General features: G+C 69.1%; 32 protein-coding genes. 6 read left to right on the forward strand and 26 right to left on the reverse strand.

The window, feature by feature from the left end:
• Positions 1-1848: a glutamine--fructose-6-phosphate transaminase (isomerizing) gene (glmS, locus tag AZE13_RS13795; protein ID WP_066930810.1), complete on the reverse strand. Its 1848-nt coding sequence runs from the start codon at positions 1846-1848 to the stop codon at positions 1-3.
• Between the two features lie 139 nt (positions 1849-1987).
• Positions 1988-2485: a hypothetical protein gene (locus tag AZE13_RS13800; protein WP_066930812.1), complete on the reverse strand. Its 498-nt coding sequence runs from the start codon at positions 2483-2485 to the stop codon at positions 1988-1990.
• A gap of 259 nt (positions 2486-2744) precedes the next feature.
• On the opposite strand from AZE13_RS13800, the gene AZE13_RS13805 reads away from it, so the two are divergent.
• From AZE13_RS13805 to AZE13_RS13815, 3 genes are all read left to right on the forward strand, one after another.
• Positions 2745-2978, forward strand: coding sequence for a hypothetical protein (locus tag AZE13_RS13805; RefSeq protein ID WP_066930814.1), 234 nt, complete (start codon positions 2745-2747; stop codon positions 2976-2978).
• 140 nt (positions 2979-3118) lie between these two features.
• Entirely contained in the window at positions 3119-3439 is a 321-nt protein-coding gene (locus AZE13_RS13810) for a DUF6234 family protein (RefSeq protein WP_066931390.1), read from the forward strand.
• 96 nt (positions 3440-3535) lie between these two features.
• Entirely contained in the window at positions 3536-5401 is a 1866-nt protein-coding gene (locus AZE13_RS13815) for a glycosyltransferase family 39 protein (RefSeq protein ID WP_107288339.1), read from the forward strand.
• 21 nt (positions 5402-5422) lie between these two features.
• On the opposite strand, the gene AZE13_RS33990 is transcribed toward AZE13_RS13815, so the two are convergent.
• Together AZE13_RS33990 and AZE13_RS13825 are read right to left on the reverse strand one after the other, a co-directional pair.
• Positions 5423-5707 (reverse strand): hypothetical protein, encoded by a 285-nt coding sequence (locus AZE13_RS33990; protein WP_398780149.1) that lies wholly within the window; start codon positions 5705-5707, stop codon positions 5423-5425.
• Positions 5708-5910: 203 nt separating this feature from the next.
• On the reverse strand, positions 5911-6474 hold the full coding sequence (locus AZE13_RS13825) for a TetR/AcrR family transcriptional regulator (RefSeq protein WP_066930820.1): 564 nt from the start codon (positions 6472-6474) through the stop codon (positions 5911-5913).
• A 72-nt stretch (positions 6475-6546) separates the two neighbouring features.
• On the opposite strand from AZE13_RS13825, the gene AZE13_RS13830 reads away from it, so the two are divergent.
• Together AZE13_RS13830 and coaA are read left to right on the forward strand one after the other, a co-directional pair.
• Positions 6547-7707 carry an FAD-dependent monooxygenase gene (locus AZE13_RS13830; RefSeq protein ID WP_066930822.1) on the forward strand — a complete coding sequence of 387 codons (1161 nt, stop codon included), beginning with the start codon at positions 6547-6549 and terminating at the stop codon, positions 7705-7707.
• Between the two features lie 77 nt (positions 7708-7784).
• A complete protein-coding gene (gene coaA, locus AZE13_RS13835; RefSeq protein ID WP_066930825.1) occupies positions 7785-8777 on the forward strand; it encodes a type I pantothenate kinase in 993 nt (330 codons plus the stop codon).
• 79 nt (positions 8778-8856) lie between these two features.
• On the opposite strand, the gene glmM is transcribed toward coaA, so the two are convergent.
• The 4 genes from glmM to AZE13_RS13855 all read right to left on the reverse strand — a co-directional run bounded on the left by glmM (position 8857) and on the right by AZE13_RS13855 (position 13243).
• Entirely contained in the window at positions 8857-10215 is a 1359-nt protein-coding gene (gene glmM, locus AZE13_RS13840; protein ID WP_066930827.1) for a phosphoglucosamine mutase, read from the reverse strand.
• A 169-nt stretch (positions 10216-10384) separates the two neighbouring features.
• The gene (gene rpsI, locus AZE13_RS13845) at positions 10385-10897 is read right to left on the reverse strand and encodes a 30S ribosomal protein S9 (protein WP_066930829.1); all 513 of its coding nucleotides are present in this window, start codon (positions 10895-10897) and stop codon (positions 10385-10387) included.
• A 42-nt stretch (positions 10898-10939) separates the two neighbouring features.
• Entirely contained in the window at positions 10940-11383 is a 444-nt protein-coding gene (gene rplM, locus AZE13_RS13850) for a 50S ribosomal protein L13 (protein ID WP_030062877.1), read from the reverse strand.
• 234 nt (positions 11384-11617) lie between these two features.
• On the reverse strand, positions 11618-13243 hold the full coding sequence (locus tag AZE13_RS13855; protein WP_066930831.1) for an ABC-F family ATP-binding cassette domain-containing protein: 1626 nt from the start codon (positions 13241-13243) through the stop codon (positions 11618-11620).
• A 56-nt stretch (positions 13244-13299) separates the two neighbouring features.
• Between AZE13_RS13855 and AZE13_RS13860 the strand changes: the two genes are divergently transcribed.
• Positions 13300-14172 (forward strand): hypothetical protein, encoded by an 873-nt coding sequence (locus tag AZE13_RS13860; RefSeq protein ID WP_066930833.1) that lies wholly within the window; start codon positions 13300-13302, stop codon positions 14170-14172.
• Positions 14173-14202: 30 nt separating this feature from the next.
• On the opposite strand, the gene truA is transcribed toward AZE13_RS13860, so the two are convergent.
• The 18 genes from truA to AZE13_RS13950 all read right to left on the reverse strand — a co-directional run bounded on the left by truA (position 14203) and on the right by AZE13_RS13950 (position 25411).
• Positions 14203-15081 carry a tRNA pseudouridine(38-40) synthase TruA gene (truA, locus tag AZE13_RS13865; protein ID WP_066930835.1) on the reverse strand — a complete coding sequence of 293 codons (879 nt, stop codon included), beginning with the start codon at positions 15079-15081 and terminating at the stop codon, positions 14203-14205.
• A 79-nt stretch (positions 15082-15160) separates the two neighbouring features.
• Positions 15161-15628: a 50S ribosomal protein L17 gene (rplQ, locus tag AZE13_RS13870; RefSeq protein WP_066930837.1), complete on the reverse strand. Its 468-nt coding sequence runs from the start codon at positions 15626-15628 to the stop codon at positions 15161-15163.
• Between the two features lie 163 nt (positions 15629-15791).
• Positions 15792-16814 carry a DNA-directed RNA polymerase subunit alpha gene (locus AZE13_RS13875; protein ID WP_003956430.1) on the reverse strand — a complete coding sequence of 341 codons (1023 nt, stop codon included), beginning with the start codon at positions 16812-16814 and terminating at the stop codon, positions 15792-15794.
• A 121-nt stretch (positions 16815-16935) separates the two neighbouring features.
• Positions 16936-17562, reverse strand: a complete 627-nt coding sequence (gene rpsD, locus AZE13_RS13880; RefSeq protein WP_066930839.1) for a 30S ribosomal protein S4 — start codon at positions 17560-17562, stop codon at positions 16936-16938.
• 30 nt (positions 17563-17592) lie between these two features.
• Entirely contained in the window at positions 17593-17997 is a 405-nt protein-coding gene (gene rpsK, locus AZE13_RS13885; protein WP_004571845.1) for a 30S ribosomal protein S11, read from the reverse strand.
• 63 nt (positions 17998-18060) lie between these two features.
• Positions 18061-18441 (reverse strand): 30S ribosomal protein S13, encoded by a 381-nt coding sequence (gene rpsM / locus AZE13_RS13890; RefSeq protein ID WP_066930841.1) that lies wholly within the window; start codon positions 18439-18441, stop codon positions 18061-18063.
• 194 nt (positions 18442-18635) lie between these two features.
• Positions 18636-18749 (reverse strand): 50S ribosomal protein L36, encoded by a 114-nt coding sequence (rpmJ, locus tag AZE13_RS13895; protein WP_003956441.1) that lies wholly within the window; start codon positions 18747-18749, stop codon positions 18636-18638.
• A gap of 60 nt (positions 18750-18809) precedes the next feature.
• The gene (gene infA, locus AZE13_RS13900) at positions 18810-19031 is read right to left on the reverse strand and encodes a translation initiation factor IF-1 (RefSeq protein WP_003956442.1); all 222 of its coding nucleotides are present in this window, start codon (positions 19029-19031) and stop codon (positions 18810-18812) included.
• A 163-nt stretch (positions 19032-19194) separates the two neighbouring features.
• A complete protein-coding gene (gene map / locus AZE13_RS13905; protein WP_066930843.1) occupies positions 19195-20031 on the reverse strand; it encodes a type I methionyl aminopeptidase in 837 nt (278 codons plus the stop codon).
• 125 nt (positions 20032-20156) lie between these two features.
• The gene (locus tag AZE13_RS13910; protein ID WP_066930845.1) at positions 20157-20810 is read right to left on the reverse strand and encodes an adenylate kinase; all 654 of its coding nucleotides are present in this window, start codon (positions 20808-20810) and stop codon (positions 20157-20159) included.
• The gene (gene secY / locus AZE13_RS13915; RefSeq protein ID WP_066930847.1) at positions 20810-22123 is read right to left on the reverse strand and encodes a preprotein translocase subunit SecY; all 1314 of its coding nucleotides are present in this window, start codon (positions 22121-22123) and stop codon (positions 20810-20812) included. The genes AZE13_RS13910 and secY overlap by 1 nt, the downstream gene beginning before the upstream one ends.
• A gap of 226 nt (positions 22124-22349) precedes the next feature.
• Positions 22350-22805, reverse strand: a complete 456-nt coding sequence (rplO, locus tag AZE13_RS13920) for a 50S ribosomal protein L15 (RefSeq protein WP_066930849.1) — start codon at positions 22803-22805, stop codon at positions 22350-22352.
• Position 22806: 1 nt separating this feature from the next.
• On the reverse strand, positions 22807-22989 hold the full coding sequence (rpmD, locus tag AZE13_RS13925; RefSeq protein WP_066930851.1) for a 50S ribosomal protein L30: 183 nt from the start codon (positions 22987-22989) through the stop codon (positions 22807-22809).
• The gene (rpsE, locus tag AZE13_RS13930) at positions 22989-23591 is read right to left on the reverse strand and encodes a 30S ribosomal protein S5 (RefSeq protein ID WP_066930853.1); all 603 of its coding nucleotides are present in this window, start codon (positions 23589-23591) and stop codon (positions 22989-22991) included. Before rpsE ends, rpmD begins: the two co-directional genes overlap by 1 nt.
• A 46-nt stretch (positions 23592-23637) precedes the next feature.
• Positions 23638-24021, reverse strand: a complete 384-nt coding sequence (gene rplR / locus AZE13_RS13935; RefSeq protein ID WP_066930855.1) for a 50S ribosomal protein L18 — start codon at positions 24019-24021, stop codon at positions 23638-23640.
• Positions 24022-24024: 3 nt separating this feature from the next.
• A complete protein-coding gene (rplF, locus tag AZE13_RS13940) occupies positions 24025-24564 on the reverse strand; it encodes a 50S ribosomal protein L6 (RefSeq protein WP_066930857.1) in 540 nt (179 codons plus the stop codon).
• A 22-nt stretch (positions 24565-24586) separates the two neighbouring features.
• Positions 24587-24985 (reverse strand): 30S ribosomal protein S8, encoded by a 399-nt coding sequence (gene rpsH / locus AZE13_RS13945; protein ID WP_066930859.1) that lies wholly within the window; start codon positions 24983-24985, stop codon positions 24587-24589.
• A gap of 240 nt (positions 24986-25225) precedes the next feature.
• A complete protein-coding gene (locus tag AZE13_RS13950) occupies positions 25226-25411 on the reverse strand; it encodes a type Z 30S ribosomal protein S14 (RefSeq protein ID WP_003956452.1) in 186 nt (61 codons plus the stop codon).

Below are 25411 nucleotides of genomic sequence, written 5' to 3' on the forward strand. Positions count from 1 at the left end.
TCACTCCACCGTCACCGACTTGGCGAGATTTCGCGGCTGATCGACCTCGTTGCCGCGCGCGGTGGCCAACTCACAGGCGAACACCTGCAACGGCACGGTGGACACCAGCGGCTGGAGCAGCACCGGCGTCCGCGGAATCCGTACGAGGTGATCGGCGTACGGCACCACCGCCTCGTCCCCCTCCTCCGCGATCACGATCGTCCGCGCCCCACGCGCCCGGATCTCCTGGATATTCGACACGATCTTGTCGTGCAGCACCGACCGCCCGCGCGGCGACGGCACCACGACGACCACCGGCAGATCGTCCTCGATCAGCGCGATCGGCCCATGCTTCAGCTCACCGGCCGCGAACCCCTCCGCGTGCATATACGCGAGCTCTTTCAGCTTCAGCGCGCCCTCCAGCGCCACCGGATAGCCCACATGCCGCCCGAGGAAGAGGACCGTGTTCTTACCGGCCAGCCCGCGGGCCAATTCCCTTACCGGCTCCATCGTGCCGAGCACCTGCTCGACCTGCGTCCCGATCGCGGCCAGCTCCCGCACCACGTCCCGGATCTCGTCGCCCCATTTCGTCCCCCGCACCTGCGCGAGGTAGAGCGCCACGAGATAACAGGCGACCAGCTGCGTCAGAAACGCCTTCGTCGACGCCACCGCGACCTCGGGCCCGGCGTGCGTGTACAGCACCGCGTCCGATTCCCGCGGAATCGTCGACCCGTTCGTATTGCAGATCGCGAGCACCTTCGAGCCCTGCTCGCGCGCATGCCGCAGGGCCATCAGGGTGTCCATGGTCTCGCCGGACTGACTGATGGCGATCACCAGCGTCCGCCGGTCCAGAATCGGATCCCGGTAACGGAATTCGCTCGCCAGCTCCGTCTCGCACGGAATCCGCGTCCAGTGCTCGATCGCGTACTTGGCGATCATCCCCGCGTGATACGCCGTCCCGCACGCCACGATGACGACCTTGTCGACCTCGCGCAGCACCGCCGGCGCGATCCGCACCTCGTCCAGGGACAGCACCCCCGACACGTCGATCCGCCCCAGCAGCGTGTCGGCGACCGCCTTCGGCTGCTCCGCGATCTCCTTCAGCATGAAGTAGTCGTAACCGCCCTTCTCGGCGGCCGACGCGTCCCAGTCGACGTGGTACTCCCGCACCTCCGCCGGCGCCCCGTCGAAGTCGGTGACCGCCACCCCGTCCCGGCGCAGCTCCACCACCTGGTCCTGCCCCAGCTCGACCGCTTCCCGGGTATACGCGATGAACGCCGCCACATCCGACGCGAGAAACGCCTCACCGTCCCCCACGCCGACCACCAGTGGCGAATTCCGGCGCGCCCCGACCACCACATCCGGCTCGTCCGCGTGCACCGCGACCAGCGTGAACGCGCCCTCCAGCTGCCGGCACACCTGCCGCATCGCCTCGGCCAGCTCCCCGCACGACGAGTACGCCTCGGCCAGCAGATGCGCCACGACCTCGGTGTCCGTCTCCGAGACCAGCCGATGCCCCCGCTCTGCGAGCTCGGCCCGCAGTCCGGCGAAGTTCTCGATGATCCCGTTGTGCACGACGGAGACCCGTCCGGCGTTGTCCAGATGCGGATGCGCGTTCTCGTCCGTGGGCCCGCCATGGGTCGCCCACCGCGTGTGCCCGATCCCCGTCGACCCGGTCGGCAGCGGACGGTCCGCCAGCTCCTTCTCCAGGTTGGCCAGCTTCCCCGCCTTCTTCGCGGCCGCCAGCCCTCCGTCGGCGAGCACGGCGACCCCCGCCGAGTCATACCCCCGGTACTCCAGCCGCTTCAGCCCGGCCAGCACCACCTCAAGGGCGCTCTGCCCGCCCACGTATCCCACGATGCCGCACATACAAACCCCTTCGGACCCGATGATCGCGCCCGAGCCATCGTGCCACGAGCACCAACGACTCCCCCGACTTCGAGCCGGGGCGCGGGGTGGGTGTGGCGCAGGAAACGGGCCCGCGATCGGCGGGCCCGTCCTGCGGATATCAGCGCGAGCCGCAAACGCCGTATGACATGAGCACCGCCGTGGACTCTTCGTCAGGATCCGAGCTGTTGAACCATTCGATCTGGAGCGTGGGGGTACAGGCGCTCGTCGACGCCTTGAAGACGACAGCGTCACGAGTGCTCAGTTGCTCGCCGGCATCCACCGATCCACTGCCGCTGAGGCCACAACGAATGTGCGTGGAGTCATTCACCGTGCAGGTGCCCACCTGTTCACCTGTGCTGGACCGAACCAAGGCGATGGACGATCCCACGCTGTTGAGGATCTCTGCGTCGTTGAGGGCGGAAACCTCAAGGTGGTGGTAGCTGCTGTAGTCGCACGGCTCCGTCTCCGGCCACAGCCGACTGCAATAGGCCCACGGATGAAGCTGGCCCACGGACCCCGGGGCCACGGTGCCGCTCGGGCCTGCCTCCCAGCCGCTGGGCCAGTCGTCGGCCGCGAATGCCGTTCCTTGCGACAACATCAGCACCGCTGCCCCCACGGCGGCGATGACGCCGAACCTACGCCCCCTCCGCTCTCTCCGCCCTCTCCGCTCTCTCTTGAGTCTCACGGCCACCCCTCTCTCTGGACAACTCCCTTGTTTCCGGGAGCAAGACCAGAACAGCACGACACATCAGCCCCGAACAGAGCATGTGCCCACACCCATCCCAAAGGGGCATATGACGCGCATACGTGCGCACGGCAGGTCACGACGCCTCGACAGCGGCCGTGCCTCGCGCGCTTCCCCATAACATCAGCGCATGAAGGAGAGCAGTGAGAGCAGCGAGAGCGATGTCTCCGCACAACAGGGCCACGATTCCCGGCGGTTCATACCAGCCACGCTCCTGGCCATAGGGATCGCGGTGCTGATCTGGTACGCGGCGGGGAAGCTGGACTGGCGGCCCCCCGGCCTCGGCTTCCTGACGGCGAAGACGGCCGTCTTCGGCGCGACCGGAATCGTCGGCCTCGTGGTCTGGCTCGTCAAGCGACGTTGATCGGCACCGGGGCGCGGGGCACGGAACAAGCCCCGCAACTCGCCGAGACCCTGCGACGGCAGGAGAAACAGCCCCGGGACCGGGCGAAATAGGTACGGCTACTCATGCCCTCGTGCTCGATCTTCGTCACGGTGACGGACATGCAAGGCAAAACTGGACCATCGCGAGGAACGGACATCGGGGTGGCCATCGCCCTGCTCGTCCTCGACATTCTGCTCGTCGGGTGGCTGCTGTACGGGTACGGGATCACCGGGTGGGCGGACGGCTACTCGCCGAACAGGGAGCCCGAAGCCCCCGACGTCGCGCGGACGGCGATCTGGATTCTGCTGGGCGGCTCCGTCGTCAGCGGCGGTGGACTGCTCTACCTGCGATGCTGGGTCGCCGGCGTGACGCAGTTCCTGGTCCTGGGTGCCGGAGCGATGCTGTTCGCTTCCATGCCCCTCACCTTCCCCTCCCTGTGATCCAGGCGCGGAGCGCGCAGGGGCGGGTAGCGGTACGTGGCTGTCCGCGCTGCCGCTGGTCGCGGCGGGGCCGGCAGCCGGGACAATGGTGTCCCTATGGACGATGACATATCCCCGCATCCGGGCAGACAGCCGGCCGCTGGATCCGCTTCGGCGGAGGGCACCCGGCCCGACACGTCTTCCGGGCAGGACCCGGCGCCCGCCCCGTGGCGGCGGGTGGCCTTCGGTGCCGCGCTGGTGCTGACCGGGGCCGCGGCCCTGCAGCAGATCCTGCTGATCGCCGGCCTGGGAGGCTGGCTGCCGGGCTGGCAGCCGTGGCCCTACCTGCTGGGCGCGGCACCGGCCTGGATGCTCGCCCGGCCTTACTGGCCGAGGGCTTTCGGTGCGGGGGCCGGATCGGGATCGGGGTCGGGATCGGGGTCGGGATCGGGGTCGGGCGGCTGGGCGAAAGCCGTCAGCGTCGCGCGGCGGGTGCCGCCCTGGGCCTGCGCCGTCGCGATCCTGGCGCTGGCCGCGGGCCTGTGGGCGGCGCTACAGGACGACGAGCCCTATATCGGGCACGAAGAGGCCGTCTACGCGAACAAGGCGCGATCGTGGCAGGACGGCACCCCTGACGCGGGGTGGGGCGTCTACCGGCCCGTCGGCCTCCCGGCGCTCGGGCGCATCGCGCTCGCCTTCCACGACGACGTCGGCGCGCTGCGGGCCGTCGCCCTCGTCCTGGCGCTCTTCACCCTCGGTGTGACGTACGTGGTCGCCAGCCGCTGGACCACCCCGCGGCGCGCCGTCGTGATCTTGCTGCTGCTCCTGAGCGGGCTCGGCTTCCTGCGCCGCGTCCCCGAGTTCCTCAACGACATCGGCAGCACGGGGCTCCTGCTGATCGTCGTCTTCCTCCTCATACGGGCGCAGGAGAAGCCGCGGTCACGGGCCCTGCTCCTCGTGCCGTTCGTGATCCTGGCGGCGTTCTACCTGCGGTACGGGGTGGTCGGGAACCTCGTCGCGATCGCGCTCGCGGCGGTCGTCGTGTACGGCCCGCGCGCCTGGCTCGCGCAGTGGCGGCGCCTGGTCGCCGCCGTCCTCATCGTCCTCGCCGGGCTGGTACCGCACTTCCTCTACGCCATCCACGAGACCGGCTCCCCCCTCGGCGTCATCCTGTACGCCACCGACCAGGCCAACCGCGACTACATCGGCGACGGGCTCGTCTACTACCTGGCGATCTTCCCGTACCGCCTGGCCGGCGACCTCGGCGCCATCGTCATGGCGGCGGGTCTCGTGGCGGCCTGGCTCGCGTTCCGCGGGATACGCCGAGCCCGCAAGGCGCAGGGTGAACGTCCAGAACTTTCAGAACGTCCGGAAGGTCCTGGACGTCTGTCTGCGGAGGCGCGGCGGCGCGCCCTCCTCGGCACCGCCTCGGTGCTCATCTTCGTCATCCTGGGCGTGGCGACCGACGGTGAACCGCGCTTCGTCTACCTGCCCGTCATCCTGCTCACCACGCTCGGCGTGGACTACCTCGCCGAGCTGAGCGGCCGCTCGGCTCCGCGGGTGCTGTGCGCCGTCGCCGCGCTGGCCGGGGTCACGGTCTTCGGGACCGCCCAGGTGGTTGCGCACGGGGCGATGCCCGGCCCCACCAGCCTGGCCCACTCCACGGTCCCGGTCGCCCGGCAGCTCTCCGCCGACGGACCGTGCCTGCTGGTCACCGGGTACGAACCCGAACTCGGCTGGTACTCGGGCTGCGACGCGGTCACCTACGCCCAGTACCGGGAGATGTCCCCGCCGCCTGGCGTGAAGATCAGCTTCGTCGTCTTCGAGCGCGGGCGGCTTCAGCCGGACGCGGCCGGGCTGGCACGGCTGGTCGGGAACCGGCCGCACACCAAGCGCACCATCCCGACGGACGGCCCCCTCGGGACCAGCACCGTGATCACCCTGACCTCGGCGTCACCGGCCGGTGGCGGCCCCCGGCGGTAGCCTCCGGGCCCCGGAGCCCCGTCAGTAGCCGCGCGCTATCCGGTGGCGGGCCTCGCGGACCTGCTCCAGGAGTTCCTCGTGGGCTTCCGGGTCCGCGCCGGGGCCGGCGGGCGGCGTGTGGCCATCCAGGAAGTCCCCGAGGTCCTGGTCCTCGCCGAGGTCGTCGAGGTGACCGTCCGGGAGTTCGTCGGCCAGGTCGGCATGGACCCGGGCCGCGTGTGCCTCGGCCGCCCGGGCGGCCGCTGACGGGGCCTTCCGCCGGCGTATCCGTCGCAGCAGAGCAGTTTTACGCGCTCGCGCACCCACCCTCATATCCCCCTGTTGTGTGCTCGGCCCGTGGCCCGAGAGCCTGCTGTCACTCGGGCCGTATTGGGCAAACTGCATGACAGTACAACAAGATGACGGGCGCCTCGGCAGGGAATTCGTGACCACTGGCGGATATCGGGGTGAATTCCTGGCTTGAAAGGCATTGCGGAGTCGGCGAGGAGCCAGTGCGGAGTCGGTGTGAGTCAGTGCAGTGCCGCGGTCACCAGCCTGTGGATCTCCGCGGCGGACACGCTCCCGCCGCCCCCGCCCACCAAGCGGTCGAAGATCAGACCGTCGACGCAGGTCAGCAAGGTGACGGTGCGCTCGTCGGCGTCCGTGAGGCCCTGCGCGGCGAGGAAGTCGCGCACAACCTGCCGGGCCACGTTCCGGCGGGACACGAGGATCTCCCGCAGCTCGACATGGTGCACGCTCTCGATGGCACAGGCGTAGCGGGCGAGGGTGCGCCGCCGCCCTTCTCCGGTGAGCCGCCGCTCGGCGAAGGCGGCGAGACCGGCCGCCAGTTCCGCCGCGGTCCGCGGCACCGGCGTGCGCTCGCCGGTCGCCTGGAGTTCCGCCTGGTCGAGTGCGACCAGGCGCCGGACCAGTGCGATGAGCAGCGCCTGGCGGGTGCGGAAGTAGGCGGACGTGGTGCCGGGCGGCAGGTTCGCCGCCCGGTCCACGGCGCGGTGGGTCAGTCCTCGGATCCCGGCCTCCGCGAGCACGGTGATGGCCGCGTCGGCGAGGACGGTCCGTCGATCGGTGGGCATCCCCCCTTTCTACACCTGTAGAGGGGAGGAGTACGCTCCTTCTACAGATGTAGAAAGTCGAGAGGGGCGGGCGTGAACGGCGGTAGTGCGGTGATTGTCGGCGGCGGCATCGGCGGACTGGCCGCCGCGATCGGCCTGCGACGGATCGGCTGGGAGGTGACGGTCGTCGAACGCGCCGCCGTCCTCGACGACGCCGGCGCGGGCATCTCCCTGCACGCCAACGGCGTCCACGCCCTGGACGCCCTGGGTGTCGGCGAGGCGGTGCGCGCGGCGGCGCGGCCCCAGTACACCGGGGGCACCCGGGTCCCCGGCGGCGGCTGGCTGGCCCGGATGGACGGGGACGCGCTGGAACGCGCACTGGGCACGCCCATCGTCGGTATCCCCCGCGCCGTGCTGCACCGCCTGCTGCGCGCGGCGCTGCCGCCCGGGTGCCTGGTCACCGGTGCCGAGGTGACGTCCGTCGACCGTTCCGAGCACACCCGGGTACGCGTACATACCGGGGACGACGTCCTGGAGGCCGATCTCGTCGTGGCCGCGGACGGACTCAACAGCCGGCTGCGTACCCAGCTGTTCCCCCACCACCCCGGACCGGCCTACAGCGGGTCCACCGTCCTGCGCGCCCTCACCGAGCACCCGGTCGAGCCGGCGACCGACTTCGAGCTGACCTGGGGGCCGGGCGCCGAGTTCGGTCACATCGCGTTCGTCGACGGCCGGGCCGAGTGGCACGCGGTGCTCAACTCGCCGCCCGGTGTGCGGTATGCGGATGCGCTCGCCGAGGTGCGCCGCCGGTTCGGCGACTGGCACGATCCGATCCCCGCGCTGCTGGACGCGACCCGGCCCGATGCGGTCCTCCACCACGACATCCACGAGCTGGTGACGCCCTTGCCCGCCTTCGCCGCCGGCCGGATCGTCCTGCTCGGTGACGCGGCCCATGCCATGACCCCCAACCTCGGCCAGGGCGCCTGCCAGGCGCTGGAGGACGCGGTCACACTCGCCGCCGCGCTCGCCACCGAGCCCACCGTGGCAGCGGCACTGGCCCGTTACGACGCCGAGCGCCGCCCGCGCAGCCAGTCCGTCGCCCGCGCCGCCCGTCAGGCCGGTCGGATGGGCCAGCAGATGACGCACCCGCTGGGCATCGCCGTCCGCAACCTCGCGTTCCGTCTGGCGCCGTCCGGCGCGACCGTCCGCACCATCCTGCGGCACGCCGCCTGGACCCCGCCGGCCCTGAGCTGACCGGCCCCCTGCCGCCCGGAGGCCGCGGTCGGGCACCCCGGCATGAACGGCGTAGGGCGGCTGCGGAGAATGGGCGCGTGGCCTTGACGACCGATCCGCAGCAACGGCGCCGCACCGACGGCTCGCCGTACGTCGACCTGACGCGCGCGCAGTGGAGCGCCCTGCGGGAGAAGACCCCGCTGCCCCTGACGGCCGAGGAGGTCGAGCGGCTGCGCGGCCTGGGCGACGTCATCGACCTCGACGAGGTGCGCGAGGTCTACCTCCCGCTCTCCCGCCTGCTCAACCTCTACGTGAGGGCGACCAGTAACCTGCGCGGGGCGCTGAACACCTTCCTCGGCGACGCGGACGGCGGCGGCCAGGGATCGCAGCCCGGCACACCCTTCGTCATAGGGGTCGCGGGCAGTGTGGCCGTCGGCAAGTCGACCACCGCCCGCCTGCTCCAGGCGCTGCTGGCCCGCTGGCCCGAGCATCCGCGGGTCGAGCTGGTCACCACGGACGGGTTCCTGTTCCCCAACGCGGAGCTGCACCGGCGCGGTCTGATGTCCCGTAAGGGGTTTCCCGAGTCGTACGACCGGCGGGCCCTGACCCGGTTCGTGGCGGATGTGAAGTCGGGCCGGGCCGAGGTCACCGCCCCGGTCTACTCGCATCTGATCTACGACATCGTGCCCGGTGAGCGGATGACCGTGCACCGCCCGGACATCCTCATCGTCGAGGGCCTCAACGTCCTCCAGCCGGCGCTGCCCGGGAAGGACGGCCGGACCCGGCTCGGGCTCGCCGACTTCTTCGACTTCTCGGTCTACGTGGACGCGCGGGCCGAGGACATCGAGCGCTGGTACCTCGGCCGCTTCCGGAAGCTGCGGGACACCGCGTTCCAGAACCCGTTCTCGTACTTCCGCAAGTACACCCAGGTGTCGGAGGACGAGGCGCTGGACTACGCGCGGATGATGTGGCGGACCATCAACAAGCCCAATCTCCAGCAGAATGTGGCGCCGACGCGGGGCCGGGCGAACCTGGTACTGCGCAAGGGGCCGGACCACAAGGTGCAGCGGCTGTCGCTGCGGAAGCTCTGACCTCCACAGCCTGCGGGCCCGGCCGCGCGCCGACGAGCGCGGGGCCGGGCCCGGGACCGCAGGGATCCGGACGGGATCGTCAGCCCAGTGCGGACTTCACCGCGTCGGCCAGGCGTTCCGCCACGGCCCGCGCCTGCTCGCTGTCGGCGGCCTCGACCATGACCCGGACCAGCGGCTCCGTGCCGGACGGTCGCAGCAGCACCCGGCCCGTCGAGCCCAGCTCCCGCTCCGCCTCGGTGACCGCGGCGTTCAGCGCGGACGAGGTGGCCACCCGCGACTTGTCGACGTCCGGGACGTTGATGAGGACCTGCGGCAGCCGCTCCATGACGCCCGCCAGCTCGGCGAGCGAGCGGCCGGTGGCGGCGACCCGGGCCGCCAGCATCAGACCGGTCAGCGTGCCGTCGCCGGTGGTGGCGTGGTCGAGGACGATGACGTGGCCGGACTGCTCGCCGCCGAGCGCGAAGCCGTGCGCCTTCATCTCCTCCAGGACGTACCGGTCGCCGACCCCGGTCTGTACGAAGGCGATGCCCGCACGTTCCATGGCCAGCTTGAAGCCCAGGTTGGACATGACGGTGGCGACGACGGTGTTCTCGCGCAGCGTCCCGGCCTCGCGCATACCGAGCGCCAGGACCGACAGGATCTGGTCGCCGTCGACCTCGTTGCCCTCGTGGTCCACGGCCAGGCAGCGGTCCGCGTCACCGTCGTGGGCAACACCCAGGTCGGCGCCGTGCTCGACGACCGCCGCGCGCAGCTTCGCGAGGTGGGTGGAGCCGCAGCCGTCGTTGATGTTGAGGCCGTCGGGCTCGGCGCCGATGGTGACGACCTCGGCACCGGCCCGGGCGAACGCCTCCGGGGAGACCCGGGCGGCCGCGCCGTGCGCCCCGTCGATGACGATCTTCAGGCCGTCGAGACGGTTGGGCAGTACGCCCACGAGGTGCGCGACGTAGTTGTCGAAGCCCTGGTCGTAGTCGGTGACCCGGCCGACGCCCGCGCCGGTCGGCCGCTGCCACGGCTCGCCGGAGCTGTGCGCGCGGTAGGTCTCCTCGATCCGGTCCTCCAGCTCGTCGGCGAGCTTGTGACCGCCACGGGCGAAGAACTTGATGCCGTTGTCGGGCATCGCGTTGTGGCTGGCGGAGAGCATCACGCCGAGGTCCGCGCCGAGCGAGCCGGTCAGGTACGCGACCGCCGGGGTGGGCAGCACGCCCACCCGCAGGACGTCCACACCCGCGCTCGCCAGCCCCGCGACGACCGCGGCCTCCAGGAACTCCCCCGACGCCCGCGGATCCCGCCCGACCACGGCCACCGGCCGGTGCCCCTCAAAGGTGCCTGCTTCCGCGAGCACATGTGCTGCGGCGACCGACAGGCCGAGCGCCAGCTCCGCCGTCAGGTCCGCGTTGGCGACGCCGCGCACACCGTCCGTGCCGAAGAGTCGTCCCACTGGTGTCCTCCCAGTTGTCGTGCTTGGACCAGGGCCTCGGTCCAGGTATACGCCCCAGGTCCCAGGTGTACGCCCCAGGTGTACGCACCTGGTACGGATAGCCGAACGCCCCGGCAGCACGGAGGTGCCACCGGGGCGTTCGCCGGAGCTGCATGAGTGCAGCGCGCGATTAGCGCTTGCTGTACTGCGGCGCCTTACGGGCCTTCTTCAGACCGGCCTTCTTGCGCTCGACCGCACGGTCGTCGCGCTTGAGGAAGCCGGCCTTCTTCAGCGGGCCGCGGTTGTTGTCGACGTCCGCCTCGTTCAGCGCACGGGCCACGCCCAGGCGCAGCGCACCGGCCTGGCCGGAGATGCCGCCGCCGGCGATGCGGGCGATGACGTCGTAGCGGCCCTCCAGCTCGAGCACCTTGAAGGGCTCGTTGACTTCCTGCTGGTGCACCTTGTTGGGGAAGTAGCCCTCGAGGGTGCGGCCGTTGATCTTCCACTGGCCGGTGCCCGGGACGATCCGGACGCGGGCGATGGCGTTCTTGCGGCGGCCCAGGCCGGCGGCCGGCTGCGGCTCACCGAAGCGGGACGCGAGGGACTCGGAGGTGTACTCGCCCTCCAGCGGAACCTCGGTCTCGGTGGTGTACTGCTCGACCTCGACCTCGTCCAGCGGGGTCTCGGGGGTGGTCTCAGCCACGATGCTCCTCAGATTCTCTGTCGTCTTAGGGGGTGGCCGGACTTACTGCGCGACCTGGGTGATCTCGAACGGGACCGGCTGCTGCGCAGCGTGCGGGTGCTCGGCGCCCGCGTAGACCTTCAGCTTCGAGAGCATCTGACGGCCGAGGGTGTTCTTGGGGAGCATGCCCTTGATGGCCTTCTCGACGGCCTTCTCCGGGTTCTTGTCCAGCAGCTCGTCGTAGCGGACGGAGCGCAGACCACCCGGGAAGCCGGAGTGACGGTAGGCCATCTTCTGGGTCCGCTTGTTGCCGGACAGGTGCACCTTGTCGGCGTTGATGATGATGACGAAGTCACCCGTGTCAACGTGAGGGGCGTACACCGGCTTGTGCTTACCCCGCAGGAGGGACGCGGCCTGGCTGGCCAGGCGGCCCAGGACAACGTCCTGCGCGTCAATGATGTGCCACTGGCGCTGGACGTCGCCGGGCTTGGGGCTGAACGTACGCACGTCTTAGCCTTCGCTTCTGTGGTGAATGGGCCTGTACTGGGCCACCTCGGCTGATCACACAGCTGTCGGCGCTACGGGTGACGCAACCCGGTCGTCCGCTGCTGGTTATCGGCCCGGTGGACCGGCGTAAGGCCCCTCACGTGAGATAGAGCAAGCCAATACGCATAACGAACCAGCAGAATACCGGGCGGCCCCCGGCGGGGTCAAAATCGCCCTGCTGTCCCCCTCACAGCCCTACCGCCGCCGCTCCACCCTCCGCTCGTCCCACACCGGCTCGGCGGCCTCGCGCACCCGGCCGTCCGCGCCGAACACCAGGAAGCGGTCGAAGCTCCTGGCGAACCACCGGTCGTGGGTCACAGCCAGCACCGTGCCCTCATACGCCTCCAGCCCCTCCTGCAGAGCCTCGGCACTCTCCAGGTCCAGGTTGTCCGTCGGCTCGTCCAGGAGAAGGGCGGTGGTGCCGGCCAGCTCCAGGAGCAGGATCTGGAAGCGGGCCTGCTGGCCGCCGGAGAGGCGCTCGAAGCGCTGCTCGGCCTGCTTCTCCAGCTCGTAGCGGCGCAGTGCGGACATCGCCTGGCCCTTGTCCCTGGCGTGCTCGGTCCACAGGATGTCGAGGAGGGGGCGGCCCAGCAGCTCCGGGTGGGAGTGCGTCTGGGCGAAGTGGCCGGGGACGACCCGGGCGCCGAGCTTCCAGGCGCCCTGGTGCGCGACCTCCTCGCCCGCCAGCAGCCGCAGGAAGTGCGACTTGCCCGAGCCGTTGGAGCCGAGGACCGCGACCCGCTCGCCGTAGAAGATCTCCAGGGAGAACGGCTTCATCAGGCCGCTGAGCTCCAGCTTCTCGCAGGTGATCGCGCGGACACCGGTCCGCCCGCCGCGCAGCCGCATCCGGATGTCCTGCTCGCGCGGCGGCTCCTGCGGCGGCCCGGCCTCCTCGAACTTCCGCAGCCGGGTGCGCGCCGCCTGGAGGCGGGAGGACATATCCGAGTTGAAGGCCGCCTTCTGCTTGTACATGATCACCAGCTGCTTCAGCTTGGCGAGGTCCTCGTCCCAGCGCCGCCGCAGCTCCTCGAAGCGGGCGAAGCGCTCCTTGCGGGCCTGGTGGTAGGTGCCGAAGCCGCCGCCGTGCACCCAGACGTCGGACCCCGCCGGGCCCGGCTCGACGCTGATGATCTTCTCCGCGGCGCGGGCCAGCAGCTCCCGGTCGTGCGAGACGAACAGCACCGTCTTACGGGTCTGCCGCAGCTGCTCCTCCAGCCAGCGCTTGCCGGGGACGTCCAGATAGTTGTCCGGCTCGTCCAGCAGCAGCACCTCGTCCGTGCCGCGCAGCAGCGACTCCAGGACCAGGCGTTTCTGCTCGCCCCCGGAGAGTGTGCGCACCTGGCGCCACTGGGCCTTCTCGTACGGCATCCCCAGCGCGGCCATGGTGCACATGTCCCAGACCGTCTCGGCCTCGTACCCGCGGGCCTCCGCCCAGTCGCTCAGCGCCTGCGCGTACGCCATCTGCGCCGGCTCGTCGTCGCCCTCGGCGGACATCAGGGCCAGCTCGGCGGCGTCCACCGCCGCGGCCGCCGCCCGGATCCGCGGCTGAGCCACCGAAACCAGCAGGTCACGGACCGTACGGTCGTCCCGTACGGAGCCCACGAACTGCGGCATCACCCCCAGCCCGCCGCTGACCGTCACCGCCCCGCCGTGCGGCTGCAGCTCCCCCGCGATCAGCCGGAGCAGCGTCGTCTTGCCGGCGCCGTTGGCCCCCACCAGCGCGACCGAGGCCCCCTCCCCCACCCGGAAGGACACATCCCCCAGCAGGGCTCTCCCGTCCGGCAGGTAGTACTCCAGGTGCCCGGCTTCCAGATGTCCCATGGGCGCGATTCTGGCCGGGCTCCTGGCGTTCCACCAAGCGGATTAATATGCGCGCCATGAGTTTCGGGCAAGGCGGGCCCTTCGACGGCCCCGGGGGATCATTTTCGTCCACGCCGGACTGGGACGCACTCGCCGAGGAGAGCGAGGCGCGCACCCGCCGCAAACGCTGGCTGTGGATCGGCGGCGGGGCGCTGGCCGCCCTCGCGGTGGCCGGTATCGTCGCCGCCGCCGTGATCTCCAGCGGCAGTGACGCGCCGGGCGGGGGTCCGACGGCCGCGCCCAGCTCGTCCGGCCAGGCCGTCCCGGACGACAAGCCGTCCTTCCCCGACGTGTCCGTGCCGCCCCCGCCCAACCCGCACGACTACATCTCCGACCCCAGGAAGGACACCGCGCCGCTCACGCCCGCCACCCTCTTCCCGCAGAAGAGCATGGTCGTCGGCGAGCACAGCTACCCGCGCACCGAGACCGCCGGCACCGGGGACTGCACCGCCGGCGTCCAGGGCGCGCTGGTCTCGTCGCTCTCCCACAACGGCTGCAAGCAGCTGCTGCGCGCCACGTACGCCAAGGACGGTGTGGCGGTCACCATCGGTGTCGCGGTCTTCGACTCCCCCGCCCAGGCCACCAAGGTCATGAACGAGAACCGGCCGAACCTGATGCCGCTGCCCGGCAGCGGTGTCCCGTCGGGCTTCTGCCAGGGCAGTAAGTGCCAGATGACGACCAACGCCACCGGCCGCTACACCTACTTCACCATCGCCGGCCACCTCGACGGCACGGACGTCACCAGCGGCGACGCCGCCGTCCGGCAGATCTCCAAGGACGCCGGCTCCTACGCCTTCACCCGGATCGCCCAGCGCGGCAAGGACCAGGCCGCCAAGGCCGCCGAGCAGCAGCTGAAGGAGGCACAGCGGAAGGCCGGGCAGGGCTCCTGAGGCCGGCGGGCCCCAGCCGGGAAAAGCGCCCTAGTCGCAGGTGACGCAGCCGGTCCCGGCGCCGGACGGGGCCGGCAGGGTCCGCCGGTTGCGGGCCTCCTTGTTGCGGGCCCTCAGCAGGTCGTCGGCCGGGTAGCCGACCTCCTCCAGCGTCAGCCCGTGCGGCCGTACGACATGCACCGCGGAGTCCCGTACCCCGGCCGCCAGCACCTTCCCGGGCCACTCCGGCGGCCGGTGCCCGTCGCCGACGAACAGCAGCGCGCCGATCAGCGACCGCACCATGTTGTGGCAGAAGGCGTCCGCCCGCACGGTCGCCGTGACGATCCCGTCCGCACCCCGCTCCAGGCTCAGCTCCTGGAGCGTACGGATGGTGGTGGCGCCCTCCCGCCGCTTGCAGTACGCCGCGAAGTCGTGCTCCCCCAGCAGGGCGCGGGCCGCCTCGTTCATGGCGTCCACGTCCAGCGGCCAGTCGTGCCAGAGCACATGGCCGCGCAGCAGCGGGTCGACGCCCCCGGGGTGGTCGGTCACCCGGTACGCGTAGCGCCGCCAGATCGCCGAGAAGCGCGCGTTGAAACCGTCCGGCGCCTCGGCCGCGGACCAGACCCGTACGTCCTTCGGGAGCCGCCCGGCGAGCCGCTTGAGCAGCTTCTCCCGGTGTTCGGCCCACAGCGCCTCGGGGAGATCCACATGCGCCACCTGGCCGCGCGCGTGCACTCCGGCGTCCGTCCGCCCGGCCACGGTCAGCTCGTAGGTCTCCGAGGACCGCGTCACGGTGCGCAGCGCGTCCTCGATCTCCCCCTGGACGGTCCGCTGCCCGTGGGCCTGTTTGGCCCACCCGGAAAAGTCCTTGCCGTCATAGGAAAGGTCCAGCCGCACCCGGACGTACCCGGGCTCCACCTTGTCACTCACGTAAGCAATCCTCTCAGGCCCGCGGCAACGCGAAGCGGGCCCGCCCCCGAAGGGACGGACCCGCTCACGAGGGGGTGCCTCAGGCGTCCTTCGACTCCTCGGCCGCCTCGGCGGCCTTGGCCTCGTCGGCCTCCTTGACCGCGCGCTTGGCGGCGGCCTCGGCCTCGGCGACGGTCGCCTTCTTGGCGATCTCGCCCTCGACCAGCTCGATGACCGCCATCGGGGCGTTGTCGCCACGACGGTTGCCGATCTTGGTGATACGGGTGTAGCCACCCGGACGCTCCGCGTAACGCGGCGCGATCTCGGTGAAGAGCGTGTGGACGACGCTCTTGTCCGAGATCAGCTGCATGACCTGACGGCGGTTGTGAAGGTCGCCCTTCTTCGCCTTGGTCACCAGACGCTCCGCGTACGGACGCAGACGACGGGCCTTGGCCTCGGTCGTCGTGATGCGGCCGTGCTCGAAGAGCGAGGTGGCCAGGTTGCGCAGCATGGCCTTCTCGTGCGAGGCGCTGCCGCCCAGACGAGCACCCTTGGCGGGCTTCGGCATGTTCTTTCTCCTTGGTATCTGCCCCGGCCGTATCAGGTACCGGGGTCAGGACCCGATGAGCGGCTGCTCACCGGCAACAACCAGCGCCCCATCAGGGGCGCGGGGAACTGCGCGACCCGCCACAGCGGGCCCGCAGTCACAATCCGGCCGTCAAGCCCGAGCTCTAGTACTGCTCGGTCTCCACGAAACCCGCGTCCGCGTCGTCGTCGGCGCCAAAGGCGTCAGCGGCGGCGGTCGGGTCGAATCCGGGCGGGCTGTCCTTGAGGGCCAGGCCCATACCGGCCAGCTTCGCCTTGACCTCGTCGATGGACTTCGCACCGAAGTTGCGGATGTCCAGGAGGTCCGCCTCGGAGCGCGCCACGAGCTCACCCACGGAGTGGATGCCCTCACGCTTGAGGCAGTTGTAGGAGCGGACGGTGAGCTCCAGCTCCTCGATCGGCAGCGCCAGGTCGGCGGCGAGGGCGGCGTCCGTCGGGGACGGGCCCATGTCGATGCCCTCGGCGTCGATGTTGAGCTCGCGGGCCAGACCGAACAGCTCGACCAGGGTCTTGCCGGCCGACGCCATGGCGTCGCGCGGACGCATGGCCTGCTTGGTCTCGACGTCGACGATCAGCTTGTCGAAGTCGGTGCGCTGCTCGACACGGGTCGCCTCGACCTTGTAGGTGACCTTGAGCACCGGCGAGTAGATGGAGTCGACCGGGATCCGGCCGATCTCCTGGCCCACCTGCTTGTTCTGGACGGCGGAGACGTAGCCGCGACCGCGCTCGACGGTCAGCTCCATCTCCAGCTTGCCCTTGCCGTTCAGGGTGGCCAGGACCAGGTCGGGGTTGTGCACCTCGACACCGGCCGGCGGGGCGATGTCGGCGGCGGTGACCAGGCCCGGGCCCTGCTTGCGCAGGTACATCACGACCGGCTCGTCGTGCTCCGAGGAGACGACCAGCTGCTTGATGTTGAGGATCAGGTCGGTGACGTCCTCCTTGACGCCCGGCACGGTGGTGAACTCGTGCAGGACACCGTCGATCCGGATGCTGGTGACAGCAGCGCCGGGGATCGAGGAGAGGAGCGTACGGCGGAGGGAGTTGCCGAGGGTGTAGCCGAAGCCCGGCTCCAGCGGCTCGATCACGAACCGGGAGCGGTATTCGTCGACGACCTCTTCGGTCAACGAGGGACGCTGAGCGATCAGCATGTTTTTCGGTCCTTCAGTCGTGGGCGCCCGCTATTTGACGCCCGCTGTACTGACAAGGGTACGGGCGGTACGACGCCATCGGCTCCGTACCGCCCGACCTGCCAGCGTGTGAGCGCGAGCCCTACTTCGAGTAGAGCTCGACGATCAGCTGCTCCTGCACCTGGGTGTCGATCACCTGGCGCTCGGGCAGGCTGTGCACGAGGATCCGCAGCTGCGAGGGGATCGCTTCCAGCCAGGCCGGAATTGTCTTCTCGCCGGCCTCGGCCTGAGCCACCTGGAAGGGGGTCAGGTTCCGAGAGCTCTCGCGGACCTCGATGATGTCGTTGGCGGCGACACGCGACGACGGGATGTTGTTCTTCTTCCCGTTGACGGTGATGTGTCCGTGGCGGACCAGCTGACGGGCGTGATCGCGGGACTTGGCGAAGCCGGCCCGGTAGATCACGTTGTCGAGGCGGGTCTCAAGGATGCGCAGAAGGTTCTCACCGGTCTTGCCGGTCTTCTGGTTCGCTTCCTTGTAATAGCCAACGAACTGCCTCTCAAGGACACCGTAGATACGGCTGCACTTCTGCTTCTCACGAAGCTGGAGCAGGTACTCGCTGTCCTTGGTGCGCCCGCGTCCGTGCTCACCCGGGGGGTAAGGACGGATCTCGATCGGGCACTTCGCGCTCTCGCACTTGCTCCCCTTGAGGAAGAGCTTCTGCTTCTCCCGACGGCAACGCTTGCAGTCGGCCCCGGTGTAACGCGCCATTGTTTATTTGTCTCCTAGATCAGCCGGTGATCAGACCCGGCGCCGCTTCGGGGGGCGGCACCCGTTGTGCGGAGTCGGCGTCACGTCCTGGATCGAGCCCACCTCGAGGCCGGTCGCCTGGAGCGAACGGATGGCGGTCTCGCGGCCCGAGCCCGGGCCCTTGACGAAGACGTCAACCTTGCGCATGCCGTGCTCCTGCGCGCGGCGGGCGGCCGACTCGGCAGCCATCTGCGCGGCGAAGGGGGTGGACTTGCGCGAGCCCTTGAAGCCGACGTGGCCGGCCGAGGCCCAAGAGATCACGTTCCCGGTCGGGTCGGTGATCGAGACGATCGTGTTGTTGAACGTGCTCTTGATGTGAGCGTGCCCGTGGGCGACGTTCTTCTTCTCCTTGCGGCGCACCTTCTTGGCGCCGGCCGTACGGCCCTTCGGAGGCATGAATTTCTCCCGTGGAGGTGGTCGGTCCTACAGCGAAGACCGCTGGTGGGCGTCCGCTGAGGACTACTTCTTGCCCGGCTTCTTCTTGCCGGCGATCGCGCGACGCGGACCCTTGCGGGTACGGGCGTTCGTGCTGGTGCGCTGACCGTGCACCGGCAGACCACGACGGTGACGCAGACCCTGGTAGCAGCCGATCTCGACCTTGCGGCGGATGTCGGCCTGGATCTCGCGACGGAGGTCACCCTCGGTCTTGACGTTGTTGTCGACGTACTCGCGGATCTTGACGAGGTCTTCCTCGGCCAGGTCGCGGACGCGGGTGTCCGGGTTCACGCCGGTGGCGGCGAGGGTCTGACGCGAGAGCGTCCGACCGATACCGAAGACGTAGGTGAGGGCGACCTCCACACGCTTTTCGCGCGGGAGATCAACGCCTGCGAGGCGTGCCATTGATGTGGCTCCTGATGGCTATTCGGAGGTCTTCCGCAGCACCGTTCCCGTAAGACTCTGCAGCATTACGAGCCGGGTCCCCGGCCTCCGAGCCGGGGGTGTCGTCCCCACACGGGTGCGGGGTCGGGTGTCTGCGTATGTACGTGTTGTGCTTGCGTCGCGCGAACTGCGAAGTTGCAGGTGGTCGGCGTGCGTCAGCCCTGGCGCTGCTTGTGGCGCAGGTTGTCGCAGATGACCATGACCCGGCCGTGGCGGCGGATCACCTTGCACTTGTCGCAGATCTTCTTGACGCTCGGCTTGACCTTCATGGGATGTGAGGTTCTCCGGGTCAGGTGCCGTCACCCCACGGGAGCGGGGTGCGACAAGATCTACTTGTACCGGTAGACGATCCGGCCACGCGTCAGGTCGTACGGAGAAAGCTCCACCACGACCCGGTCATCCGGGAGAATACGGATGTAGTGCATCCGCATCTTGCCGCTGATGTGCGCGAGGACCTTGTGACCGTTCTGGAGTTCCACCTTGAACATAGCGTTCGGCAGGGACTCGATCACGGTGCCCTCAATCTCGATGGCACCTTGCTTCTTGGCCACGCTTCGCCCTTCGAATCGGCTACCTTGATCGACCTCGAACATCAACTTCCACCCGCCAGGCCTTGAGCCTTCAGGGCATACGGATGCACGAGAGCCGACGCGTCAGTCTACGCCAGCGCCCCGGAAAAGACGAATCCAGGATTATTGCCCACCGCGGAGATCCTTACGCCAGCGGGTCCGGCGCGGCCTCGATGCCGTACTCGGCGAGCTTGGCCTTGCCGCCGTCGGGGGCCGTGAGGACCAGCGGGCCGTTCTCGGTCAGCGCGACGGAGTGCTCCCAGTGCGAGGACCAGCTGCCGTCGTCCGACTTGACCGTCCAGTCGTCCTCGAGGACGTGGGTCTTGGGCGTACCGAGGTTGATCATCGGCTCGATCGCGATGCAGAAGCCGGGCACCAGCTTGGGGCCGCGGCCGCGCCTGCGCTCGACGTAGTTCAGCAGATGCGGGTCCATGTGCATCTGCGAGCCGATGCCGTGGCCGCCGTAGTCCTCGACGATGCCGTACTTGCCGCAGGACGGGCGGGGCTGGCGGCGGATGTAGCCCTCGATGGCCCGGGAGATGTCGACCAGGCGGTTGCCCTTGCGGACCGCGGCGATACCGGCCCACATCGACTCCTCGGTCACCCGGCTGAGCTCGACGAGCTCCGCGGAGTGACCGGACCCGACGAATGCCGTGTACGCGGCGTCACCGTGCCAGCCGTCGATGATCGCGCCGGCGTCGATGGAGATGATGTCCCCGTTCTGGAGCACCGTCTCGGTGTCGGGGATGCCGTGGACCACGACGTCGTTCACGGAGGTGCAGATCGTCGCGGGGAAGCCGCCGTAGCCGAGGAAGTTCGACTTCGCGCCGTGCTCGGCGATCACCTTGCGCGCCGCGTCGTCCAGGTCCTTGGTCGTGGCGCCGGGCACCGCGGCCTCCCGGGTCGCCGCGTGGATGGCGGCGACCACCAGCCCCGCCTCGCGCATCTTCGCGATCTGCTCGGGGGTCTTGATCTCCACCATGCCGGGCCCGTCCGCCTTCGCTCTCGTCCTGAGTCTGTTCCGACCAGTCCTGCGTCTGTTCTGACCAACAGTACGGCCGCGGTACCCCTGCGGGGCAACCGCGGCCGTACGGAGTCTGCTGCCGGCTACTCGCCGGAGCGGAGCGCCGCCATCGCGCGCTCCGTGACCTCGTCCACCTTGCCGAGGGCCGGGATCGTCACGACCAGGTCCTGGGCCTTGTAGTAGTCGATGATCGGCTCGGTCTCCGTGTGGTAGACCTCCAGCCGCTTGCGGACGGTCTCCTCACGGTCGTCGTCCCGCTGGTACAGCTCGCCGCCGCAGACGTCGCAGACGCCCTCGGTCTTCGGCTTGTTGTACTCGGCGTGGAAGACGTGGCCGCTGTCCTTGCGGCAGATGCGCCGGCCGGCGATCCGCTTGACGACCTCGTCCTCCGGGACCTCCAGGTCCAGGACGGCGTCCAGCTTGAGGCTGTGGCTCTTGAGGTACGCGTCCAGCGCCTCGGCCTGGCCGAGGTTGCGCGGGAAGCCGTCGAGGAGGAAGCCCTCGGCGGCGTCGGCCTGCTCCATGCGGTCCTCGGCCATACCGATGGTGACCGAGTCGGGCACCAGGTTGCCGGCGTCCATGTAGGACTTCGCCTCGACACCCAGGGGCGTGCCCTGGCTGATGTTGGCGCGGAACAGGTCCCCCGTGGAGATGTGCGGGATCGCGAGGTTCCGGGCGAGGTACGCGGCCTGCGTACCCTTGCCGGCTCCCGGAGGTCCGACGAGGACGATTCGCATCAGCGGAGGAACCCTTCGTAGTTGCGCTGCTGGAGCTGGCTCTCGATCTGCTTCACGGTCTCCAGACCCACACCCACGATGATGAGGATGCTCGTCCCGCCGAACGGGAAGTTCTGGTTCGCGTTGAACAGCACCAACGCCACTGTTGGTACGAGCGCGATCAGCCCCAGATACAGCGAGCCCGGCCACGTGATCCGGTTGAGCACGTAGCTGAGGTACTCGGCCGTCGGGCGACCAGCCCGGATTCCCGGGATGAAGCCACCATACTTCTTCATGTTGTCGGCAACTTCTTCGGGGTTGAAGCTGATGGCGACATAGAAGAACGCGAAGAACACGATCAGCAGGAAGTACGTGACGATGTAGACGGGGTGGTTCCCCTTGGTGAAGTTGGTGGCGATCCAGGTCGCCCACTCCGCCTGCGACCCGCTGAACTGGGCGATGAGCGCCGGGATGTAGAGCAGCGACGACGCGAAGATGACGGGGATCACGCCCGCCTGGTTCACCTTGAGCGGGATGTACGTGGAGGTACCGCCGTAGGACCGGCGCCCGATCATCCGCTTCGCGTACTGCACCGGGATGCGCCGCTGGGCCTGCTCGACGAAGACCACCAGGGCGACCATCGCCAGGCCCACCGCGATCACCGCCGCGAACTCGATCCAGCCGTCGGCGAGCTTGCCGGTGAGCTTGATCTGCCACAGGGCGGTCGGGAAGCCGGCCGCGATCGAGATGAACATCAGGATCGACATGCCGTTGCCGATCCCGCGGTCGGTGACCAGCTCACCGAGCCACATGATCAGGGCCGTACCGGCGGTCATGGTGATGACCATCGTGACGGTGGTGAAGATCGAGTCGCTCGGCACGATCTCGCGGCTGACCGGGCAGGCCTGGAAGAGCGCACCACTGCGGGCGGTGGCCACCAGGCCGGTGCCCTGCAGGACGGCGAGCGCCATGGTCAGGTAACGGGTGTACTGAGTGATCTTCGCCTGGCCGGTCTGCCCCTCTTTCTTGAGGGCCTCCAGCCGGGGGATCACGACGGTCAACAGCTGGAGGATGATGCTCGCCGTGATGTACGGCATGATCCCCAGCGCGAAGATCGTGATCTGCAACAGCGCTCCACCGCTGAACATGTTCACCAGGGCGAACAACCCGCTGTTCCCGCCGGCCTGCTTCATGCAGGTCTCGACGTTCGCGTAGTTCACCCCAGGGAGCGGGACGCTCGCCCCGATCCGGTAGAGCACGATGATGCCCAATGTGAACAGCAGCTTCTTGCGCAGGTCGGGCGTCTTGAACGCTCGGGCGAACGCGGTGAGCACGGTGCCTCCTGCGCCTCCCGCCTCGTAGCGGGAGGTGACGGTCTTGAGGATCGACGAATACGTAGCGGCCAAAAGCCGCGCGGCGGGCGCCGCACGGACGGGGTACCAGGGCCTTCGCCCCGGAAAACAACAGTGCATGCCACCTTACCGGCGACCACACCCCCGTGGAACGACCAACCGGGGATGCCCAAACGATGGGCATCCCCGGTCAGTTGAACCAACGAACTCAGATGAGCTCGGTGACGGTGCCGCCGGCGGCGGCGATCTTCTCCTTGGCGGAGCCGGAAACGGCGTCAACCGTCACCTGCAGCGCCACGGAGATCTCGCCCTGGCCCAGGACCTTGACGAGCTCGTTCTTGCGCACCGCGCCCTTGGCGACCAGGTCGGCCACCGTGACCTCGCCACCCTGCGGGTAGAGCGCGGCCAGCTTCTCCAGGTTCACGACCTGGAACTGCTTGTGAGCGGGGTTCTTGAAGCCCTTCAGCTTCGGGAGGCGCATGTGGAGGGGCATCTGCCCACCCTCGAAGCGCTCCGGAACCTGGTAACGGGCCTTGGTGCCCTTGGTACCACGACCAGCGGTCTTACCCTTGGACGCCTCACCACGACCGACACGGGTCTTGGCGGTCTTGGCGCCCGGGGCGGGCCGGAGGTTGTGGACCTTCAGCGGGTTGGTCTCCGCCATGTCAGTCGACCTCCTTGACCGACACGAGGTGGCGGACGGTGTGCACCATGCCGCGGTACTCGGGACGGTCCTCCTTGACAACCACGTCGTTGATCTTCTTCAGACCGAGCGAACGCAGGGTGTCGCGGTGGTTCTGCTTGCTGCCGATGATGGACTTGATCTGGGTGATCTCGAGGCGAGCCATTACGCGCTCACCCCAGCCCGCGCCCGCAGCAGAGCGGCGGGAGCAACGTCCTCCAGCGGCAGGCCACGACGGGCCGCGATCTCCTCGGGGCGCTGAAGGCCCTGAAGCGCGGTCACCGTGGCGTGCACGATGTTGATCGGGTTCGCCGAACCGAGCGACTTGCTCAGTACGTCGTGGATGCCCGCGCACTCCAGAACGGCACGCACGGGGCCACCGGCGATCACACCGGTACCGGGGGAAGCCGGCTTGAGCAGGACGACGCCCGCGGCCTTCTCGCCCTGGATCGGGTGCGGGATGGTGCCCTGGATACGGGGGACCTTGAAGAAGTTCTTCTTGGCCTCTTCCACGCCCTTGGCGATGGCAGCCGGAACTTCCTTGGCCTTGCCGTAACCGACACCTACGGTGCCGTCACCGTCGCCCACCACGACCAGCGCGGTGAAGCTGAAACGACGACCACCCTTGACAACCTTGGCGACGCGGTTGATCGCGACAACGCGCTCAACGTACGCGGTCTTCTCGGCGGCAGCGCCACCGTCGCGACCCTTCCGGTCCCGCCGCTCGCCGCCACCGGCACCGCTCCCGCGGCGCTGGGGTCCAGCCATTGGAATTACCTCTCTCTGTTACGTCCGCTAGCTCCGGAACCGGGGCTCAGAACTTCAGCCCGGCTTCGCGGGCGGCGTCGGCCAGAGCGGCAATCCGCCCGGCGTACTGCTTGCCACCGCGGTCGAACACGACGGCCTCGACACCGGCGGCCTTGGCACGCTCGGCAACCAGGGCGCCGACCTTCTTGGCCTGGGCGCTCTTGTCGCCCTCGCCACCACGGATCGACGCGTCCAGGGTCGACGCAGAGGCCAGCGTGTGGCCCTTGATGTCGTCGATGACCTGGGCGAAGATGCCGCGGTTGGACCGCGTCACGACCAGACGGGGACGCTCCGCGGTACCCGAAATCCGCTTGCGGATGCGGATGTGGCGACGCTTGGCGGCGGCGCGCTTGTAGGCGTCACCCTTCGCGATCTTCACACCGTATGCCATGGCTTACTTACCAGCCTTTCCGACCTTGCGGCGGATGACCTCGCCGGCGTACTTGACGCCCTTGGCCTTGTACGGGTCAGGCTTGCGCAGCTTGCGGATGTTCGCCGCCACCTCGCCGACCTTCTGCTTGTCGATGCCCTCGACGCTGAGCTTGGTCGGGGACTCGACCTTGAACGAGATGCCCTCGGGGGCCTCGATCAGGATCGGGTGGCTGTAGCCCAGGGAGAACTCCAGGTTGGAGCCCTTGGCCTGGACGCGGTAACCGACACCGCTGATCTCAAGGTTCTTGCTGTAGCCCTGGGTCACACCGGTGATCATGTTCGCCACCAGCGTGCGGGACAGGCCGTGCAGGGCCTTGTTCTGACGCTCGTCGTTCGGGCGGGTGACGTTGATGACGCCGTCCTCACCCTTGGCGACCTCGATGGGCGCCGCGACGGTGTGCGAAAGGGAGCCCTTGGGACCCTTCACGTTGACCGTGCGGCCCTCGATAGTGACGTCCACACCAGCGGGAACCTGGATGGGCAGCTTGCCAATGCGCGACATTAGCTCTTCCTCCGTTCCCGGGTTACCAGACGTAGGCGAGGACTTCCCCACCCACGCCCTTCTTCTGCGCCTGCTGGCCGGTGAGGAGACCGTGCGACGTGGAGATGATCGCCACGCCCAGGCCGCCGAGCACCTTCGGCAGGTTGGTGGACTTTGCGTAGACCCGCAGGCCCGGCTTCGAGATCCGCTTGATACCGGCGATCGAGCGCTCGCGGTTGGGACCGAACTTCAGGTCGAGGACGAGGTTCTTGCCAACCTCGGCGTCCTCGACACGCCAGCCGGTGATGTAACCCTCCTGCTGGAGGATCTCCGCGATGTGCGCCTTGATCTTGCTGTGCGGCATCGTCACGGTGTCGTGGTACGCCGAGTTCGCGTTCCGCAGACGGGTCAGCATGTCTGCGATGGGGTCAGTCATGGTCATGAATTGGCCTTCGGCCTCTCTCGCCGGGGTTTCCTATCTGCGCCATCCCTCTCCCCGATCTTTCGTCGGGACGGGTGCGGCGCGGGGACCTACGGCGTAGTAAGCGACGTTATGCGGGCTCGGCCCGCGGTCGGTCTCGGGCGGCGGGGCGCCCAAACCCCTCCACCCTACGGGAAAGGGGACGGGGCGCCCGCCGACCGATTGCTTACCGAGAGTCTCCGGGGAATCCCAACTGGGGGATTACCAGGAGCTCTTGGTCACGCCCGGCAGCTCGCCACGGTGAGCCATCTCACGAAGGCACACGCGGCACAGGCCGAACTTGCGGTACACGGAGTGCGGACGACCGCAGCGCTGGCAGCGGGTGTACGCGCGCACGCCGAACTTGGGCTTGCGGGCAGCCTTGGCGATCAGAGCCTTCTTCGCCAT

The organism is Streptomyces sp. NBRC 110611 (assembly GCF_001590865.1).
Classification (GTDB): Bacteria; Actinomycetota; Actinomycetes; order Streptomycetales; family Streptomycetaceae; genus Streptomyces.

Bases quoted from the DNA above. Each gene is read 5' to 3' on its own strand.
- glmS (WP_066930810.1), bottom strand. From the start codon at position 1,848: ATGTGCGGCATCGTGGGATACGTGGGCGGGCAGAGCGCCCTTGAGGTG.
- AZE13_RS13805 (WP_066930814.1), top strand. From the start codon at position 2,745: ATGAAGGAGAGCAGTGAGAGCAGCGAGAGCGATGTCTCCGCACAACAG.
- AZE13_RS13810 (WP_066931390.1), top strand. From the start codon at position 3,119: ATGCAAGGCAAAACTGGACCATCGCGAGGAACGGACATCGGGGTGGCC.
- AZE13_RS13815 (WP_107288339.1), top strand. From the start codon at position 3,536: ATGGACGATGACATATCCCCGCATCCGGGCAGACAGCCGGCCGCTGGA.
- AZE13_RS13825 (WP_066930820.1), bottom strand. From the start codon at position 6,474: ATGCCCACCGATCGACGGACCGTCCTCGCCGACGCGGCCATCACCGTG.
- AZE13_RS13855 (WP_066930831.1), bottom strand. From the start codon at position 13,243: ATGGGACATCTGGAAGCCGGGCACCTGGAGTACTACCTGCCGGACGGG.
- AZE13_RS13860 (WP_066930833.1), top strand. From the start codon at position 13,300: ATGAGTTTCGGGCAAGGCGGGCCCTTCGACGGCCCCGGGGGATCATTT.
- rplQ (WP_066930837.1), bottom strand. From the start codon at position 15,628: ATGCCGAAGCCCGCCAAGGGTGCTCGTCTGGGCGGCAGCGCCTCGCAC.
- AZE13_RS13875 (WP_003956430.1), bottom strand. From the start codon at position 16,814: ATGCTGATCGCTCAGCGTCCCTCGTTGACCGAAGAGGTCGTCGACGAA.
- rpsD (WP_066930839.1), bottom strand. From the start codon at position 17,562: ATGGCGCGTTACACCGGGGCCGACTGCAAGCGTTGCCGTCGGGAGAAG.
- rpsK (WP_004571845.1), bottom strand. From the start codon at position 17,997: ATGCCTCCGAAGGGCCGTACGGCCGGCGCCAAGAAGGTGCGCCGCAAG.
- rpsM (WP_066930841.1), bottom strand. From the start codon at position 18,441: ATGGCACGCCTCGCAGGCGTTGATCTCCCGCGCGAAAAGCGTGTGGAG.
- rpmJ (WP_003956441.1), bottom strand. From the start codon at position 18,749: ATGAAGGTCAAGCCGAGCGTCAAGAAGATCTGCGACAAGTGCAAGGTG.
- map (WP_066930843.1), bottom strand. From the start codon at position 20,031: ATGGTGGAGATCAAGACCCCCGAGCAGATCGCGAAGATGCGCGAGGCG.
- AZE13_RS13910 (WP_066930845.1), bottom strand. From the start codon at position 20,810: ATGCGAATCGTCCTCGTCGGACCTCCGGGAGCCGGCAAGGGTACGCAG.
- rplO (WP_066930849.1), bottom strand. From the start codon at position 22,805: ATGGCGGAGACCAACCCGCTGAAGGTCCACAACCTCCGGCCCGCCCCG.
- rpmD (WP_066930851.1), bottom strand. From the start codon at position 22,989: ATGGCTCGCCTCGAGATCACCCAGATCAAGTCCATCATCGGCAGCAAG.
- rpsE (WP_066930853.1), bottom strand. From the start codon at position 23,591: ATGGCTGGACCCCAGCGCCGCGGGAGCGGTGCCGGTGGCGGCGAGCGG.
- rplR (WP_066930855.1), bottom strand. From the start codon at position 24,021: ATGGCATACGGTGTGAAGATCGCGAAGGGTGACGCCTACAAGCGCGCC.
- rplF (WP_066930857.1), bottom strand. From the start codon at position 24,564: ATGTCGCGCATTGGCAAGCTGCCCATCCAGGTTCCCGCTGGTGTGGAC.
- rpsH (WP_066930859.1), bottom strand. From the start codon at position 24,985: ATGACCATGACTGACCCCATCGCAGACATGCTGACCCGTCTGCGGAAC.
- AZE13_RS13950 (WP_003956452.1), bottom strand. From the start codon at position 25,411: ATGGCGAAGAAGGCTCTGATCGCCAAGGCTGCCCGCAAGCCCAAGTTC.